Raw genomic sequence first — 16,483 nt, forward strand, 5'->3', positions numbered from 1 at the left:
GCGTGCCCGGGGACCGAACACCGTCGTGAGGCGGTCACGAAGAGACGGACACGATGGGCAAGGTCACAGGATTCCTCGAATACGACCGGCAGGAGCAGAAGTATCAGCTCGCCGCCGACCGCGTGCGGCACTTCCGCGAGTTCACGCTGCCGCTCGACGAGCACGACCTGTCCAAACAGGCGGCGCGCTGCATGGATTGCGGCATCCCGTTCTGCCACGGCCCGACCGGCTGCCCGGTCCACAACCAGATCCCGGACTGGAACGATCTCGTCTACCAGTCGGACTGGGAGGAGGCCGCGCGCAACCTCCACTCCACCAACAATTTTCCGGAGTTCACCGGCCGGATCTGCCCCGCACCCTGCGAGGAGGCCTGCACGCTCAACCTCGAAAACCAGCCGGTCGCCATCAAGACGATCGAGCAGGCGATCGCGGATCGCGCCTGGAACATGGGCTGGGTCAAGCCCGAACCGTCGGCGACCCGTACGGCCAAGCGCGTGGCGGTCATCGGCTCCGGCCCGGCCGGGATGGCGGCGGCCCAGCAGCTCGCCCGCGTCGGCCACGACGTGCACGTCTACGAGCGCGAGCCCAAGGCCGGCGGCCTGCTGCGCTACGGCATCCCCGACTTCAAGATGGAGAAGCGCCACATCGACCGGCGCGTGAAGCAGATGGAAGCCGAGGGCGTCGTCTTCCACTACAAGTCCGACGTCGGGGTGAACGTGCCGCTCGACGAGCTGACGAGCCAGTTCGACGCCGTGCTGTTCTGCGGCGGTGCCGAGGATCCGCGCAACCCGCAGCTCCCGGGCCAGGATCTCGACGGCGTGCACTACGCCATGCCCTACCTCGTGCAGTCGAACCGCCGGGTCGGCGCCGAGCCGATGCCGGGCAACGGCGAACTGCCGATCCTCGCCGCCGGCAAGAACGTCGTCGTCATCGGCGGCGGCGACACGGCCTCGGACTGCGTCGGCACCGCCTTCCGCCAGGGCGCTCTGTCGGTGACGCAGCTCGACATCCGCCCGCGCCCGCCGGAGCGGGAGGACAAGCTGACGGTGTGGCCCTACTGGCCGACCAAGATGCGCACCTCGTCGAGCCAGGCGGAGGGCGCGGAGCGCGAGTTCCAGGCCGCGACCCTGCGCCTCGAAGGCAACCGCAAGGGCCAGCTCACCGGCGTGGTCTGCGCCCGCGTGGACGAGCGGCGCCAGCCGGTCGAGGGCAGCGAGTTCGTGCTGCCCGCCGACCTCGTCTTCATGGCGATCGGCTTTGCCGGCTCGGTGCGGAAGGGCCTGGTCGAGGAATCGGGCGTGGCCGTCGACAAGCGCGGCAACGTCACCGCCAACGACCGGGACTACCGGACCTCGAACCCGAAGATCTACGTCGCGGGCGACATGCGCCGCGGCCAGTCCCTGGTGGTCTGGGCGATCCGCGAGGGCCGGCAGGCCGCCCGCTCGATCGACGAGGCGCTGATGGGCGCGACCGTGCTGCCGCGGTAAGCCGGCCGACATCGAACGATCACGGGGCCATCGCCGGGCGGCGGTGGCCCCGTCCGCTTTCCGTCACGGCGAGGCGGAGCCGAAGCCGTCCGGTCGGTCACCGTGTGCTCGACGAAGAAATCCGGCGTGCAGCAATGCGCCGTCAGCTCCCGGGCCACTGCCTTGACGCCGTTCTCGCAGTACGCGAACGGCAGCGGGCTCGCCGGCTTGACCCAGGCGCAACCGTTGCACGGGTAGCCGTCGACTTTGTGCCGGGTCGGCGCGATCGAGACGCTGTTCCTCATCCTGAGGTGCCGGAGCGCAGCGGAGGCCTCGAAGGGTGCTCCAGAAATCGCGCGGGATCCGGAGCCCCCTTCGAGGCCGCTCACGCGGCACCTCAGGATGAGGGTGGGGATGGGAACAGGGCTTTCCTCTCGCCTTGCCGTTGCCTGACGAAGACACGTCGGCCGATCAAACGGACTCTGATACGACTCCGGTTGATGACCTCGGCCTCTCCTCCGTCCTTGCGAGGCGAAGCCGTGGCCATCCAGGGCACGCCCTTTCCGGACCTGTCGCGCCCTGGATCGCTTCGCGGCCGCTCGCGATGACGGCGTGTGGCGAAACCCGAAGCGATCAATCGGAAACGGTATGAGAGGCATGAGCCGCGATGCCGATCCCGACGATCGGATCGGCCGTCCCCGAGCGCCGATCGAACCGCAGGCCGCCCTCGAAAAAATCAGCCCGGCGGCCAGCGAAAGTCGTCCGCCCGGCCGGGCTGCGGCAGGGGCGCGGCGCCGCGCTGCAGGCTGCGCTCGCGGGTGCCGGTGGTGTCGCCCTCGTTGGGGCGGCCGGTCATCAGCGCGCCGCCGGGCGAGGTTTCGGTGCGGCCGAGCGGCAGGACCGGCCCCGCCGCGGGCTTCACCGGCAGGCTCGGGATGCCCGGCGGCTCGGGCAGGCTCGGCAGCATCGCGGTGATCTTGCGGTCGATCGCCGCCGTATCGTCGACCCCGAGGCCCACGCTCCCCTCGCTCGGCGTGGCCGCGACCGCGGCGGCGGGTTGCTCGGAGGGCATTCCATCCTTCGCCCCCATCAGGCGCTTCAGCTCGACGTCGGCGAAGTGGGCGACCTTGCGTGAGCCGGCGGCGGTGAAGTGGATGCCGTCCGAGGTGCGCAGCCGCGCCTCCTGGCCGTCCACGTCGGGTCCCGACACGGTGAAGCGGTTGCGGTCGTCCACGAAGCCCTGCCAGACCTCGGCATAGGACTGGCCGGCCCGCTGCACCCGCTCGCGCACGAGGTCGTTGATCGTCGCGAAGTCACGGCTCAGGCTCTCGCTGCGGACCGGGGGCAGGCCGACCCAGACCAGCGGCACCTTGTGCTCGGCGAACACCTTCACCACCGCATCGACCCGGGCGGCGTAGATCTCGCGCCACTTGTCGGAGAGCGTCTCGACGTTCTGGTCGCCCTCGCGGATCGCCTGACGGTCGTTCACGCCGACCATCATCAGGGCGTAGGCGGCGTTGGGCGTGGCCTTGAGGAAATCCTCGGCGCTTTTCGCCCAATCCACCAGATCCTTGCGCACGAGGCCGCTGTCGCCCTTCGAGCGGTCGAGCACGGCGACTTCGGCGTTGTCGGAGAACGCCTCGTCGATGCCCTTGGCGAGGTAGCTCGCGAGCGAGTCGCCGAAGACCGCGATCTGGGTCGTCGGCGTCGCCTTCGGCACCTTGGCCTTGGGCTGGGCCACCGTCGGCGCCGGGCTCGGCCGGCGGCGGCGCGCGGCGCGCTCCTCGTCCGAACGGCCGGCGGCGGCGGGCGGGCGCGGGCGCTGCGGCCGGGCATAGCCGGGCGAGGGCTGCGGCGGCGGGGTCGGCTGGGCCCGCGGCTGGTCCTCCCAGGGCCAGTAGAACTGGCGCGGCGCCTCCTGCGGCGGCGCGGCACGGCGCGGGGCGCGGCCATAATATTCGTCGGCATAGCCCTGCCGCGCACGGCGGCGCGGCGGCGGCGCATAGTAGGGATCGGCCGCGGGCGCGTCGTAGCTGTCGCCCCACTGCGCCGCGGCCGGCTGCGGCACGGCGAGCCAGAGGGCTGCAAGGACGAGAAGGCCGAGGATCGCGGGGAGGCGCGGGGACGCGGCGCGATCGGTCGGGCGACGTGGCATGCGCGAAGCCTCGATCGAAGGGGCGGGACCGGGGAGACCGATCCGAAGTCCGACAGGATAACGCGCGGAAGCCGGCGCGTCTAAGAGTGCCTCACAAAACTCCCGATCACCGACCGCGCTCGCTCCGGGTGCGACGGCGCAGCGGGAGTTTTGTGAGAGACACTAAGGCCGGCTCTCGAGCCGGTCCAGGAGCGAGGGCCTCGCGTAGCCGTCGGCGGGCAGGCCCTCGCGGATCTGGTACTGCCGCACCGCCTCGCGCAGCTTCGGGCCGGCGCGCCCGTCGGGCTCGCCCGCGTAGAGGCCCTGGCCCGCCAGCCCGGCCTGGAGGCGCTTCAGGCCCGATCCGTCGAGGCGGGCGGCGCCGTTCGGCCACGGGGCAGCGAGGGCCGGTCCGCCCGCGAGCCGGTCGGCGAGATGGCCGACCGCGAGTGCGTAGGAATCGCTGGTGTTGTAGCCGCGGATCACCTCGAAATTGTCGGTGACGAGGAAGGCCGGCGCCCCGAGCCCGCCCGGCAGGAACAGACTCGCCTCGCCCTCGGCCGGCAGCGGCCGGCCATCGGTGCGGCGCACGCCGCGGGCGGCGAAACTGGAAAGGGCACCGCGGTAGCGCGTCAGGTCGAAATCCTCGGGCAGGACGACCTCGTAGCCCCAGGACAGGCCGGGCTTCCAGCCGAGCGAGCGCAGGTAATGGGCGATGGAGGCGAGCGCGTCCGCCTCCGAGCGCCAGATGTCGCGCCGCCCGTCGCCGTCGAAATCGACCGCCTCCCGCAGGTAGACCGAGGGCAGGAACTGCACCTGCCCCATGGCGCCGGCCCAGGAGCCCACCATCCGCGCCGGCTCGATGTCGCCGTTCTCCAGGATCTGGAGCGCGGCCAGAAGCTCGTCGCGGAACAGGCCGCCGCGGTGGCGGGCGTAGGCGAGGCTCGCCAGTGCCCGGATCGTCGGCAGCGAACCGGCGCTGGCGCCGAAATCCGATTCGACGCCCCAGAACGCCAGCACCACGGCGCGCGGCACGCCGGTCTTCGCCTCGATGGCCGCGAGCGTGGCGGCGAGCCGCCTGCCCTGCGCCCGCCCCCGGGCGATGCGGCCCGCCGAGACCGCGCCGACGAGGTACTCCCAGACCGGCCGGCTGAACTCGTTCTGGCGGCGGGTGCGGGCGATCACATCCGGATCCGGCCCGTTCACGCCCGCGAACGCCGCCTCGAACGTCTTCCGGGAGATGCCCCGCGCCCGCGCGTCGGCGCGCAGGCTCTGGACGAAGCCCGGGAAGTCGCTGCCCTGCGCCCGGGCGGCTCCCGAGACCGCGAGCAGGGTCAGGGCGAAGGCGAGGCGTCGTCTCAACGCCGGTTTCGCTTCGTCAAGAAGTCCTCCCAGGCGAAGGCCTGGGCGACGATGGCGTCGAGGTCGTCGTGCTTCGGCGTCCAGCCGAGCTCGTTGCGGATGCGGTCGGCGCCGGCGACGATCCGGGCCGGATCGCCGGGGCGGCGCGGCGACAGGCGCACCTCGAAATCGCGGCCGGAGACGCGCCTGACCACCTCCACCACCTCCAGCACCGAGTAGCCGCGGCCGTAGCCGCAATTCACGGTCAGGCTCTCGGCCCCGCCGCGCAGGTGGTCGAGCACCACGAGATGCGCGTCGGCCAGATCCGAGACCTGGATGTAGTCGCGCAGGCAGGAGCCGTCGGGCGTCGGGTAGTCGGTGCCGAACACGTCGAGATGCGTGCGCCGGCCGAGCGCGGCCTGCGTCGCGACCTTGATCAGGTGGGTGGCGGCGGGCATCGACTGGCCGGAGCGCCCGCGCGGATCGGCGCCGGCCACGTTGAAGTAGCGCAGCACGCCGTAGGTGAAGCCGTGCGCGGCCGCCGCGTCGGCCAACATCCACTCGCTCATCAGTTTCGAGCGGCCATAGGGGTTGATCGGGTTCGTCGCCAGCGTCTCGGGCACCGGAACGATCCCGGGCTCGCCGTAGACGGCGGCGGTCGAGGAGAAGATGAAGTGCCGCACGCCCGTGCGCGCGGCGGTCTCGATCAGCGCGCGCGTCTTGACCGTGTTGGCGAGGTAGTAGCCCAGCGGATCGGAGACCGAGTCCGGCACGACGATCCTGGCGGCGAAATGCGCGATCGTGTCGATCCGGTGGCGCAGGATCGTCTCGGTGACGAGGGCTTGGTCGGCCACGTCGCCGACGACGAGGCGCACCTCCGGGGGCAGGGCCCAGTCGTAGCCGGTCGAGAGATCGTCGAGGACCACGACCTCCTCGCGCCCGGCATCCACCAGAGCGAGCACCATGTGACTGCCGATATAGCCGGCGCCTCCGGTCACCAGAACCGCCATCGTCCGTCCCCCAAACCGTTCCGCTTCGACCCGACAACGGATGCTTCGGGCCCGTTTCATGACGAAAAGCCGTCATTCCCACGCGGGCGGGGCTGTTGCGGACAGCCGCCGTGCTATCTGAAACCCGTCGATAAAGGCTCATCCCGACAAACGCCACAAACGGGTCCCGCCACATGAAACCAATTCGCAAGGCCGTCCTTCCCGTCGCGGGCCTCGGCACGCGCTTCCTGCCGGCGACGAAGGCCGTGCCCAAGGAGATGCTCACCGTCGTCGACCGTCCGGTCGTCCAGCACGTCGTCGACGAGGCGCGGGAAGCCGGTATCGAGCATTTCATCTTCGTCACCGGCCGCGGCAAGGCGGTGATCGAGGACCATTTCGACATCGCGTTCGAGCTCGACCACATGCTGCAGGAGCGCGGCAAGCAGGCGGCCTACGAGGAATTGAAGAAGGATCTGCCCAGGGCCGGCCAGACCAGCTTCACCCGCCAGCAGGCGCCGCTCGGCCTCGGCCACGCGGTCTGGTGCGCCCGCGAGATCGTCGGCGACGAACCCTTCGCCGTGCTTCTGCCGGACATGCTGAGCCGCGGCTGCATGGGCCAGATGCTGAAGGCCTACGAACAGCACGGCGGCAACGTCATCGCCGTGGAGGAGGTGAAGCCCGAGGAGACCCACCAGTACGGTATCGTCGCCGTCGGCGAGACCTTCGGCCGGACCTTCGAGATCACCGGCATGGTCGAGAAGCCCAAGCAGGGAACCGCGCCCTCGAACTTCATCATCTCCGGCCGCTACATCCTCCAGCCCGAGATCTTTTCGATCCTGGAACGCGGCGAGAAGGGAGCCGGCGGCGAGATCCAGCTCACCGACGCGATGATCCGGCTGGCCGGGGAGCAGACGTTCCACGGCATGCGCTTCGACGGCCGCACCTACGACACCGGCTCGAAGATCGGCTTCCTCACCGCCAATCTCGCCTACGGCCTGCAACGGCCGGAACTGGCCGACGCCCTGAAGGCGGAGATCCGTGCCCTCCTCGGCGACGCCTGAAACGGTTCCATGCAGGCCCACGGTTACGCCATGCATCACATGCATGTGAAAACGTTGTCGAAGCCCTTGCGGATTGTGCGCTGCGATGCGATTTGTGCGTTGCGAGATCGCGATGGCGTCGCGGTCCCGCAGCCCTTCTTGGGCGTTTCCTCCCTAGACTTCGGGCCGTCCTTCGGGGCGGCCTTTTTTCTTGCGCGCTCGCCGAAGCCGGCCGCCTCGGCTCCTTCTCGGTTCCTTGCGGCTACTCGGCGGCGATGCGGTGGGAGCCGGTGTCGATCGTCTCCGCCGCGACCTCGGCGATCACCTCGGCGAGATGGTCGGCGAGGGCCGCGAAGCCCGCGGTGAGGGCGAGCGACTGCTCGTTCATGTAGAGCGCCCGGTTGATCTCGATCTGCAACGCGTGCCGGCCGAGCCCCGGCTCGCCGTAATGCTCGGTGATGAAGCCGCCGGCATAGGGCTTGTTGCGCACCACCCTGTAGCCGCGCGCCCGCAGGCGGCTCTCCACCCCGTCCAGCAGCGGGGGCAGGCAGGCGGTGCCGAACCGGTCGCCGAGCACGAAGTCGGCCTGGGCGCCCTCGTCGCGGCCGAGGCTCGACGAGGGCATGGAATGGCAGTCGATCAGGAAGGCCCGCCCGAAGGTCCGCGCCGTGCGGTGGATCAGGCCGCGCAAGGTGCGGTGATAGGGCTTGTAGAGCGTCTCGATGCGCCGCACCGCCTCCTCGACCGGCAGCCGCTCGCGGTAGATCTCCTGGCCGTCGGCGACGATGCGCGGCACCGTCCCCAGGCCTCCGGCGACCCGCATCGAGCGGGTGTTGGCGAAGGAGGGCAGCCGGCCCTGGAACATGCGCGGGTCGAGTTCGTAGGGCTCTCGGTTCACGTCGAGATAGGCGCGGGGAAAATTGGCCCGCATCAGCGGCGCGCCGAGGCCGACCACCGCGGCGAACAGCCGGTCGACATGTGCGTCCTCCGAGCGACGCAGGGCGAGCGCGTCGAGCCGGGAGGCGGCGAGGAAGGACGCGGGGTAGTGCGCGCCGGAATGGGGCGCGTTGAACACGAAGGGAATGGCGTGCCGGTCCGGCTCGTCCACGACGAAGGGCGGATCGAAAGCCTCGGGACCGTCTGGGAGGAAGAGGCTCATCGAGACGCGGGGGCCTGAACGTGGCGCGAAAGGGACACCGCGCCAGTTTGCGGTGCTCCGCTCGCCCTGTCCACCATGCGCCGCGCCCCCGCCTGTCGCCCGCGGGTGCCGCGCGGCACGGGCTGCCCTTAACACCGTGTTTACCAAGCCGCCGCTTTATGAAATGAACGCCTCAAAAGGGCGCATGGGCACCGGGACGCCGTTCGATGAAGATCCTGCTCGCGGAAGACGACAACGACATGCGCCGGTTCCTGGCCAAGGCGCTGCAGAACGCCGGCTACGACGTGCTGTCCTTCGACAACGGCCTGTCCGCCTACAACCGTCTGCGCGAGGAGCCGTTCGAGCTCCTCCTGACCGACATCGTCATGCCGGAGATGGACGGCATCGAGCTGGCGCGCCGCGCCACCGAACTCGATCCCGACATCAAGGTGATGTTCATCACCGGCTTCGCCGCGGTGGCGCTGAACCCGGATTCGAAGGCCCCGAAGGACGCGAAGGTGCTCTCCAAGCCGTTCCACCTGCGCGACCTCGTCAACGAGGTCGAGAAGCTGCTGGCGGCCTGATCCGACGGAACGGCTCGGCGCCAAGCGATCTCTTGAAGACGATCTCCCGAAGCTGTGTCTCTGCCGCAGTAGGAAGATCCTCGCGGCTCACTTATATCCATCGCGTCTTCTCCCCTACGGGCGCGCGACGGACCCATGCAGCCGGTCACGATCTACACCACGGCCTGGTGCCCCTATTGCTCGGCGGCCAAGAGCCTGCTGCGCGACAAGGGCGTGTCGTTCTCCGAGATCGACGTCGAGAAGACGGCGGGCGCCCGCGCGACCATGGTCCAGCGGGCGGGCGGGCGCACCTCGGTGCCGCAGATCTTCATCGGCGACCGGCATGTCGGCGGCTGCGACGACCTCTACGCCCTGGAGCGCTCCGGCGGCCTCGACCCGCTGCTGGCGGCATGACGGCCCCCGACACCGAACGCTTCATCGCCGCCTGCGTGCAGATGCGCGGCGTCCGCGATCCGGCGGTCAACCGCGAGGCCGCGGTGAAGGCGGTGCGCGAGGCGGCCGGCGCGGGGGCGGCCTACGTCCAGACGCCGGAGACGACCTCGCTGATCGAGCGCGACCGCGCCGCCCTGTTCGCGAAGGTCGGCCCCCAGGAGAGCGACGCGACGCTCGCCGCGCTCCGTGAGGTCGCGCGAGCGGAAAGGATCGTTCTGCAGATCGGCTCGCTGGCGATCCGGGACGGCGAAAGAATCGCCAACCGCGCCTTCCTGATCGACGCCGCGGGCGAGATCCAGGTCTCTTACGACAAGCTCCATCTCTACGACGTCGACCTGCCCAACGGCGAGCGCTGGCGGGAATCGGCGACCTATTCGTGCGGCGACAGCGCCGTGGTGGCCGAGACGCCGCTCGCCTGCCTCGGGCTGACGATCTGCTACGACATCCGCTTCCCCGCGCTCTACCGGGCCCTGGCCGAGGCCGGCGCCACGGTGATGACCGCGCCCGCCTGCTTCACCCGCCAGACCGGCGAGGCGCACTGGCACGTCCTGCAGCGGGCGCGCGCCATCGAGACCGGCTCGTTCATGATCTCGGCAGCCCAGGGCGGCCGGCACGAGGACGGGCGCGAGACCTTCGGCCACTCGCTCATCGTCGATCCTTGGGGCCGCCTCCTCGCCGAGGCCGCGGGCGACGCTCCCGGCGTGATCCTGGCCGAGATCGACCTCGCGAGGGTCGCGGAGGCCCGTGCGCGCATCCCCACCCTGTCTCACGCGCGCAGCTTCGGCCTGCGCCGCGCCTGAAATCCTTCCCATCTCACCGTCATGATCCGCTTCACCCTCGCCTGCGACGCGGGCCACGCGTTCGAGAGTTGGTTTCCCTCCGGTTCGGCCTACGACGAGCAAGCGGCAAGCGGCCTCGTCACCTGCCCGTTCTGCGACTCGGCCAAGGTCGCCAAGGCGCCGATGGCACCCGCGGTGGCGCGCACCGACCGTGCTCCGGCGAAGGCCGCCGCACCGCGGCCCGCCCCTCCGGAGGCGCAAGGGCCGGCACAGGCCGAGACCGCCTCCGTGCCGATGATCGCCGAGCCGGAGCGGCCGTTGCGCGCCCTGCTGCGGGCGGTGCGCGAGCACGTCGTCGCGAGCGCCGAGCATGTCGGCCGCCGCTTCGCCGACGAGGCGCGGGCGATCCATTACGGCGAGGCCGAGGGCCGGCCGATCTACGGCGAGGCGAGCCCGAAGGAGGCGCGGGCGCTGGCCGAGGAGGGCATCGAGGTCATGCCCCTGCCGCCGGCCCCCGACGACCGGCACTGACGGTTTCGACGGGATCAGCCGCCGATGCGCTCGGCGGAGAACCGGAACTCGACCGCCGTGCCCGAGGGGTGACGCCCCCGCACGCGGCGCGCGCCGCCGATCTGGCGGCCGAGGGCGTCGATCGAACTCGCTTCGAACGCATCCGCTTCGGCGGGGCCGATCCCGACCCCGTCATCCTCCACCGCCACGATCACCGCGTCGCCGTCCCGCGCGAGGCGGAACGCCAGGTGTCCGGCCCGGTCCGGAAAGGCGTGGCGGACGGCGTTGGTGACGACCTCGTTGAGGATCAGCGCGAGCGGCCTCGCCGCCTCCGCCCGGAGCCGGAACGGCACGAGGTCGAAAGCGAGGGCGATGTCGCGCCGTCCCGAGGCCTCGACCAGGGCGATGGCGATCTCGCGGACGATCTCGGCGAGATCGCAGCCCGCGCCCTCGTCGGCGAGGACGGGTTCGCGGTAGAGGGCGCCGAGCGCCTCGACGCGCCCGACCGCCTCGTCGAGCGCGGCGCGGACCGCGGGATCGGCGCTGTTGCCGCTCTGGAGCGAGAGCATGGCCGAGATCATCTGGATGTCGTTGCGGGCGCGATGGCCGATCTCGCGCAGCAGCAGGGCGTTGGTGTCGAGGGCGGCCTTCGTCCGGTCGCGCTCGGCGGCGAGCGCGTGACGCTCGCTCACGTCGAACTGCGAGGCGAAGAAGAACAGCAGCCTGCCGTCCTCGTCGTGGACGGGGCTGACGAACAGCGCGTTGTGGAAGGTCGAGCCGTCCTTGCGGTAGTTCACGATCTCGGCGTGCACGTCGCGCCTGGCCTCGACCGCCGCGCGGATCCGCGCCACCTCGTCGAGGTCGGTCTCCGGCCCCTGCAGGAAGCGGCAGTTGCGGCCGGTCACCTCCAGCCGCGTATAGCCGGTGAGACGCAGGAAGGCGTCGTTGGCGTAGACGATCGGATTGTCGAGCCGCCGCGGGTCCGTGATGATCATCGCCATGCGCGTGGCCCGCACGGCCGCCGCGAAGGGATCGCCCTTGCCCGACCGGACGCTGGCCCGGACCCGTTCCGTCAACTGCCAGTCGTCGCCGGTCGCCATCGAATCCCGATCACTCCCCCATGGCCGGCCGCGACCTGACCCGCCGACGGCAACCACGCGCCCCGTCGCCAAAACGGACGGCGATGACCATATCAGGGGAAGTCGAGGCGAGATACCCGCCGGCGCGCCGGCCGCGCGCCCCGCCCCAGGGCATTCACGAAGGAAACGGCGATGCTTCTGTTCCGCAAGCGGCCCGAGATGCCGGCCTCGTCCGAGGCCCTTCCGGGCCGGCCGCAGCCCCTGCCGACCGCCGAGCATCATTTCGTCAACGGACATCGCCTGAAGGGCCCCTACCCGGAGGGCACGGAGACGATCGTGCTCGGGCTCGGCTGCTTCTGGGGGGCCGAGCGCAAGTTCTGGCAACGGCCCCGGGGCGTCCACGTCACCGCCGTGGGCTATGCCGGGGGATTCACGCCGAACCCGACCTACGAGGAGGTCTGTACCGGACGGACCGGGCACAACGAGGTCGTGCTGGTGGCCTTCGATCCCGCCGTGCTGCCGCTGGAGGCGGTGCTCAAGACCTTCTTCGAGAGCCACGATCCGACGCAAGGGTACCGCCAGGGCAACGACGTCGGCACGCAGTACCGCTCCGGCATCTACACCGACGGCGAGGCCCAGGCCGAGACGGCGCGGGCGGTTCGCGACGCCTATGCAGGAGCGCTCGCCGCGAAGGGGTACGGGGCGGTGACGACGGAGATCGCGCCGCTCGACACCTTCTACTTCGCCGAAGACGACCACCAGCAATACCTCGCCAAGAATCCGGGCGGCTATTGCGGGCTCGGCGGCACCGGCGTGAGCTGCCCGGTCGGGATCGGCGTCGCCGCCGAATAGGTTTCGGCGGGGATGCCGGTCCCACGCCCGGCCGGACGTCACGAGACGTCGAGCGCCGCCTACCGCGCGTGCAGCACCGCCCGGCAGGCGTCCGGCAGTCCGGCCAGCGTCATCGGCGGGCGCGGCTTCGGCGGCTTCCTGGGCTTGGGCGGGTGCAGCACCGCCGCGCTGAACCAGTAGTCGAGTTCCGAGCCGCAGCCGTCGCCGGGGGGAGGGGGCGCCTGATCGTCGCAGGAACCCTCGCCGGCGGGGCAGGCGAGGCGGATATGGTAGTGGTAGTTGTGCCCGTACATCGGGCGCACCTTGGTGAGCCAGCCGCGGTCGCCGCCGGCCTCGCGGCAGAGCGCCTTCTTGATCGCCGCGTTGACGAAGATCCGCGCCACCTCCGGCTGCTTGGCGGTCATGCGGATCAGGGCGGTGTGCTGGCGCGTCCAGACGTCGGGGTCGATGTCGAGCCGGTCGGTGCGCACCATGTCGGTGGCCGAGGTTTCCTCGCGCTCGGCCCGGCTCATGCGGTGGTCCGGCATCGGGGTCAGCCACACGTCCACGTCGAGGCCGAGCTGGTGCGAGGCGTGGCCCGTGAGCATCGGGCCGCCGCGGGGCTGCGACATGTCGCCGACGAGCAGCCCGGGCCAGCCGGCCTGCGGGGCGCGGGCGGCCAGCCGCGCGATGAAATCGACGAGGTGCGGCGTGCCCCACATGCGGTTGCGCGAGGGCCGCATCACCTGCCAGGTCGCGCCGTCGAGGGGCAGCGCCTCGCCGCCGGAGAAGCAGCCCTTGGCGTAGGAGCCGAACGAGCGGGCCGCCCCGCCGGCCGGCGCCGTGACGCGGCCGAACAGGGCCTTGGCCGGGGTCGAGGGATCGTCGGGATTGGCCAATGGCGGCAGCGGCTTCGGGTTGACGCTGCCGCGGTCCTGCGCCGCGGCCGGGCCGAGCAGCGCCGCCAGGGCGAGCGCGGAAACGGGAAGAGTCAGGCGGTTCAGCGGCATGCGCGTCGGCTCGTCCGGGAAAGCGGTGCGGGGGCGGAGACGGCCGGAACGTGCCCGGCCGCATGGGCGTTTTTTATGGCAAGCTGTAACAACGTTGCAGGATGATCGCCATGGACTCCGTTCCTTCCGAGGCTGCGGCCGATCCGGCGCAGCCCTCCCGCAGCCTGATCGCCAGCGACCGCGTGATCGGCACCGAGGTGCGCCGGGCTGACGGGAGCAAGGTCGGGCGCATCGAGCGGCTGATGCTCGACAAGCGCTCCGGTCGCGTCGCCTACGCGGTGATGAGCTTCGGCGGCTTCCTCGGCATGGGCGAGGAATACTACACGCTGCCCTGGGCGGTGCTGCGCTACGACACCGAACGCGACGCCTACGTTGTCGACATCACCGAGGAGCAGTTGCGCGACGCCCCCGCCCGCTCGCCGGAGGGCGGCGACCCGGAGGACGAGCGCGCCTGGGAGGAGCACGTCCACCGCTACTACAACGCGGCACCGTACTGGGGGATCTGAGGGACGCCCCTCGCCGAAGCGGGCGCCTACGGCCGCGTCAAGAACCCGATCGGCTCCCGCGGCGGCTGGCCGAGCCAGACCAGCAACGCGCCGAGGCCGAGGCCGAACAGGGCCGCCGGCACGAGGCCGAGCGGGGTCAGCACGAGGGTGTCCGCCCAGGGCGCCGCCTGCCGGATCGTGTTGGCGAGCGCGGTCAGCCGCTCCTGCGGCAGCGACCGGATCAGCTCGGCGAGACTGGTGATCCGCAGGCTGTTGTTCGCGATCGAGCGGGCGCCGTCGTAGCAGAGCTGCACGAAGCCCGCCGCCATCACCACGAGCCCGAGCGCCCGGCTGAAGAACGGCAATCCGAGGAAGCGGGAAACGGTTCGCAGCATGTTCGCCCTTGCGCGGAAGCAGCCGGCCCGCCTCCGCGCCGTCTGCGTCCGCCCGTGACTAGGCCGTGGGGGGAACTCAGGCAAGGGAACTCAGGCAAGGGAACTCAGGCAAGGGAACTCAGGCAAGACGGCGATCGGGCATGCCCGGCGTCGTCTCACGCCTTCGGCATCCGGGGCGCGGCGCGCACCAGCAGCAGGGCCCCGAAAATCCCCGACAGCAGCGAGCCGCCGAGCACGCCGAGCTTGGTCTCCGTCCCGTGCAGACCGTCGGTGAAGGCGAGCGCGCCGACGAACAGGCTCATGGTGAAGCCGATGCCGCACAGGAGCGCGACGCCGTAGACCTGGCCCCAACTCGCTCCGGCCGGCCGGGCGGCGAGGCCGGCGGCGACGGCGAGCCGGACGCTCAGGAAAATGCCGGCCTGCTTGCCGAGGAACAGGCCGAGGGCGACGCCGAGGGTCACGGGATCGACCAGCGCGCCGACCGGCAGCCCGACCAGCGTCACCCCGGCATTGGCGAAGCCGAAGACCGGAACGATCAGAAACGAGACCCAGGGGCTCAAGGCATGTTCGAGCCGGTGCAGCGGCGAGGCCGTGTCCTCCGGCTTGCCCGGCCTCGGGCGGATCGGCACGAACAGCGCGAGCAGAACCCCGGCCACGGTGGCGTGGACGCCGGAGCGCAGCACGAAGAACCAGAGGACGAGGCCGGCGGCGAGATAGGGCGTCAGCGCCCGCACCCCGAGGCGGTTGAGGGCGAAGAGCAAGGCCAGGATGCCGGCGGCCGCGGCCAGCATCTCCCCGTCGATCCGCCCGGTATAGAACAGCGCGATGACGACGACCGCGCCGAGATCGTCGACGATCGCCACCGCCGAGAGGAAGATCTTCAGCGAGACCGGCACCCGCGCGCCCAGCAGCGCCAGAACGCCGAGCGCGAAGGCGATGTCGGTGGCCGCCGGAATCGCCCAGCCGCGGGCGGTCGCCTGCCCGGCATTGAAGGCGAGGTAGACCAGGGCCGGCGCCGCCATGCCCGCCCCCGCGGCCAGCCCCGGCAGCACGCGGGCCGGCCATGTGCGCAGTTGCCCGTCGAGGGCCTCGCGCTTGATCTCGAGCCCGACCAGCAGGAAGAACACGACCATCAGGCCGTCGTTGATCCAGTGCAGCAGGCTCATCGGCCCGAGCGGCAGGTGGAGCCAGTGATCGTAGTCCGCGGCAAGCGGCGAGTTCGCCACCGCGAGCGCGGCGGCGGCGGCCGCCATCAGCACGAGGCCGCCGGCGGATTCGTCGGCGAGCGGGCCGCGCACCGCCGAGAGCGGGCGCCGCGGGGCGGGACGGGGCGAGGCTGCCATCGGAGAGAGCGACTGCCCTGTGCGGGCGGTGGAGGCAAGGGCGCCGCCCTCGATCCTCCGGGCTTCGTTCGATCCCGGTGTTGTCGCGAGCCTTGGCGACGCGATCTCTCCGGAGAGGTCGCGGTCCTGGATTGCTTCGCCTGACGGCTCGCAATGACGTTTCTGGTCTGCCTCTCCGTCATTGCGAGCGAAGCGAAGCAATCCAGCATCGCGACGGCGCCGGGAGAGGCTCGCGGAAGAGGCTCGCGAACGGGCCGATCAGAGGCCGAGCGCCGCGCGGATCAGCCGCTTGCCGTCCTCGCTCGACCATTCGGCCGGCCCCTTCATCACGCCGAGCGTACAGCCCTTGCCGTCGACCAGCATCGTCGTCGGCAGGCCGGTCGAGCCGATCGCGGACTGGATCGCCGGCAGCACCTTGCCCTCCGGATCGCCGTAATAGGCCAGATGCGCGATGCCGTTGGCCTTGAACCAGGCCGGCGGCCTGTCGAGGTTGCGCGTCTCGACGTTGATCGCCACCACCCGGAAGGCGTCGCCGCCGAGTTCCGCCTCCAGCCGGTCGAGGGCCGGCATCTCGGCCTTGCAGGGGGCGCACCACGTCGCCCACAGGTTCACCAGAAGCAGTTTTCCGCGCAACGCCGCGAGATCGGTCGCCGCCCCGTCCGGTCCCTTGAAGCCGACCGCCGGGGCCGGACGCGGGGCGGCGGCGTCGAAGGCCGCGACTTCGCCGCGGGCCAGCGGCGCGAGCCGGGCCGCGACCGGAGCCGCCTCGGCGCAGGGACCCGAGGCCGTGAGGTTGCCGAGGTTCGAGCCCGTCCCGTATAGGGCGAGGCCGCCGACGAGGACGGCGGCGAGCGCGCCGCCCGCGGCAAGGAGCTTCGGGGTCGCCGTCACGGCCGGACCTCGTTTCGCGTGCGGAAGGTGGGATCA

The 16,483-nt window shown here is 71.2% G+C and carries 17 protein-coding genes; 8 read left to right on the plus strand and 9 right to left on the minus strand.

What is annotated here, in order from left to right; all coding sequences use genetic code 11:
* Positions 1-53 precede the first annotated feature (53 nt).
* Positions 54-1,487, plus strand: coding sequence for a glutamate synthase subunit beta (locus PGN25_19675; protein MEH3119733.1), 1,434 nt, complete (start codon positions 54-56; stop codon positions 1,485-1,487).
* A 715-nt stretch (positions 1,488-2,202) separates the two neighbouring features.
* Here the strand turns inward: PGN25_19675 and PGN25_19680 are convergent.
* The 3 genes from PGN25_19680 to galE all read right to left on the minus strand — a co-directional run bounded on the left by PGN25_19680 (position 2,203) and on the right by galE (position 5,951).
* On the minus strand, positions 2,203-3,621 hold the full coding sequence (locus tag PGN25_19680) for a DUF459 domain-containing protein (GenBank protein ID MEH3119734.1): 1,419 nt from the start codon (positions 3,619-3,621) through the stop codon (positions 2,203-2,205).
* Positions 3,622-3,783: 162 nt separating this feature from the next.
* Positions 3,784-4,962, minus strand: a complete 1,179-nt coding sequence (locus tag PGN25_19685; GenBank protein MEH3119735.1) for a lytic murein transglycosylase — start codon at positions 4,960-4,962, stop codon at positions 3,784-3,786.
* A complete protein-coding gene (gene galE, locus PGN25_19690) occupies positions 4,959-5,951 on the minus strand; it encodes a UDP-glucose 4-epimerase GalE (GenBank protein ID MEH3119736.1) in 993 nt (330 codons plus the stop codon). Before galE ends, PGN25_19685 begins: the two co-directional genes overlap by 4 nt.
* A gap of 173 nt (positions 5,952-6,124) precedes the next feature.
* Here galE and galU point away from each other — a divergent pair, with 173 nt between their 5' ends.
* On the plus strand, positions 6,125-6,991 hold the full coding sequence (gene galU / locus PGN25_19695) for a UTP--glucose-1-phosphate uridylyltransferase GalU (protein ID MEH3119737.1): 867 nt from the start codon (positions 6,125-6,127) through the stop codon (positions 6,989-6,991).
* Between the two features lie 241 nt (positions 6,992-7,232).
* Here galU and PGN25_19700 read toward each other — a convergent pair whose 3' ends face one another.
* Positions 7,233-8,129, minus strand: coding sequence for an N-formylglutamate amidohydrolase (locus PGN25_19700; protein ID MEH3119738.1), 897 nt, complete (start codon positions 8,127-8,129; stop codon positions 7,233-7,235).
* 206 nt (positions 8,130-8,335) lie between these two features.
* Here PGN25_19700 and PGN25_19705 point away from each other — a divergent pair, with 206 nt between their 5' ends.
* The 4 genes from PGN25_19705 to PGN25_19720 all read left to right on the plus strand — a co-directional run bounded on the left by PGN25_19705 (position 8,336) and on the right by PGN25_19720 (position 10,434).
* A complete protein-coding gene (locus tag PGN25_19705; protein ID MEH3119739.1) occupies positions 8,336-8,692 on the plus strand; it encodes a response regulator in 357 nt (118 codons plus the stop codon).
* A 135-nt stretch (positions 8,693-8,827) separates the two neighbouring features.
* Positions 8,828-9,085, plus strand: a complete 258-nt coding sequence (grxC, locus tag PGN25_19710) for a glutaredoxin 3 (GenBank protein MEH3119740.1) — start codon at positions 8,828-8,830, stop codon at positions 9,083-9,085.
* Positions 9,082-9,924, plus strand: a complete 843-nt coding sequence (locus PGN25_19715) for a carbon-nitrogen hydrolase family protein (GenBank protein ID MEH3119741.1) — start codon at positions 9,082-9,084, stop codon at positions 9,922-9,924. Before grxC ends, PGN25_19715 begins: the two co-directional genes overlap by 4 nt.
* A 21-nt stretch (positions 9,925-9,945) precedes the next feature.
* Positions 9,946-10,434, plus strand: coding sequence for a DUF1178 family protein (locus tag PGN25_19720; GenBank protein MEH3119742.1), 489 nt, complete (start codon positions 9,946-9,948; stop codon positions 10,432-10,434).
* Positions 10,435-10,448: 14 nt separating this feature from the next.
* Here the strand turns inward: PGN25_19720 and PGN25_19725 are convergent, their stop codons facing one another.
* The gene (locus PGN25_19725; protein MEH3119743.1) at positions 10,449-11,513 is read right to left on the minus strand and encodes a PAS domain-containing protein; all 1,065 of its coding nucleotides are present in this window, start codon (positions 11,511-11,513) and stop codon (positions 10,449-10,451) included.
* Positions 11,514-11,684: 171 nt separating this feature from the next.
* On the opposite strand from PGN25_19725, the gene msrA reads away from it, so the two are divergent.
* Positions 11,685-12,344: a peptide-methionine (S)-S-oxide reductase MsrA gene (gene msrA, locus PGN25_19730; protein ID MEH3119744.1), complete on the plus strand. Its 660-nt coding sequence runs from the start codon at positions 11,685-11,687 to the stop codon at positions 12,342-12,344.
* Positions 12,345-12,403: 59 nt separating this feature from the next.
* On the opposite strand, the gene mepA is transcribed toward msrA, so the two are convergent.
* Positions 12,404-13,333 carry a penicillin-insensitive murein endopeptidase gene (gene mepA, locus PGN25_19735; GenBank protein MEH3119745.1) on the minus strand — a complete coding sequence of 310 codons (930 nt, stop codon included), beginning with the start codon at positions 13,331-13,333 and terminating at the stop codon, positions 12,404-12,406.
* Positions 13,334-13,443: 110 nt separating this feature from the next.
* Here mepA and PGN25_19740 point away from each other — a divergent pair, with 110 nt between their 5' ends.
* Entirely contained in the window at positions 13,444-13,839 is a 396-nt protein-coding gene (locus PGN25_19740) for a PRC-barrel domain-containing protein (protein ID MEH3119746.1), read from the plus strand.
* Positions 13,840-13,865: 26 nt separating this feature from the next.
* On the opposite strand, the gene PGN25_19745 is transcribed toward PGN25_19740, so the two are convergent.
* The 3 genes from PGN25_19745 to PGN25_19755 form a co-directional block, all read right to left on the minus strand.
* Positions 13,866-14,213, minus strand: coding sequence for a PetM family of cytochrome b6f complex subunit 7 (locus tag PGN25_19745; protein ID MEH3119747.1), 348 nt, complete (start codon positions 14,211-14,213; stop codon positions 13,866-13,868).
* A gap of 155 nt (positions 14,214-14,368) precedes the next feature.
* A complete protein-coding gene (gene nhaA / locus PGN25_19750) occupies positions 14,369-15,556 on the minus strand; it encodes a Na+/H+ antiporter NhaA (protein ID MEH3119748.1) in 1,188 nt (395 codons plus the stop codon).
* 258 nt (positions 15,557-15,814) lie between these two features.
* Complete coding sequence (locus PGN25_19755) at positions 15,815-16,447, minus strand: TlpA disulfide reductase family protein (GenBank protein MEH3119749.1); 633 nt, start codon at positions 16,445-16,447, stop codon at positions 15,815-15,817.
* Positions 16,448-16,483: the final 36 nt, after the last annotated feature.

Source organism: Methylorubrum populi (genome assembly GCA_036946625.1).
In the GTDB taxonomy this organism is placed as follows: domain Bacteria; phylum Pseudomonadota; class Alphaproteobacteria; order Rhizobiales; family Beijerinckiaceae; genus Methylobacterium; species Methylobacterium populi_C.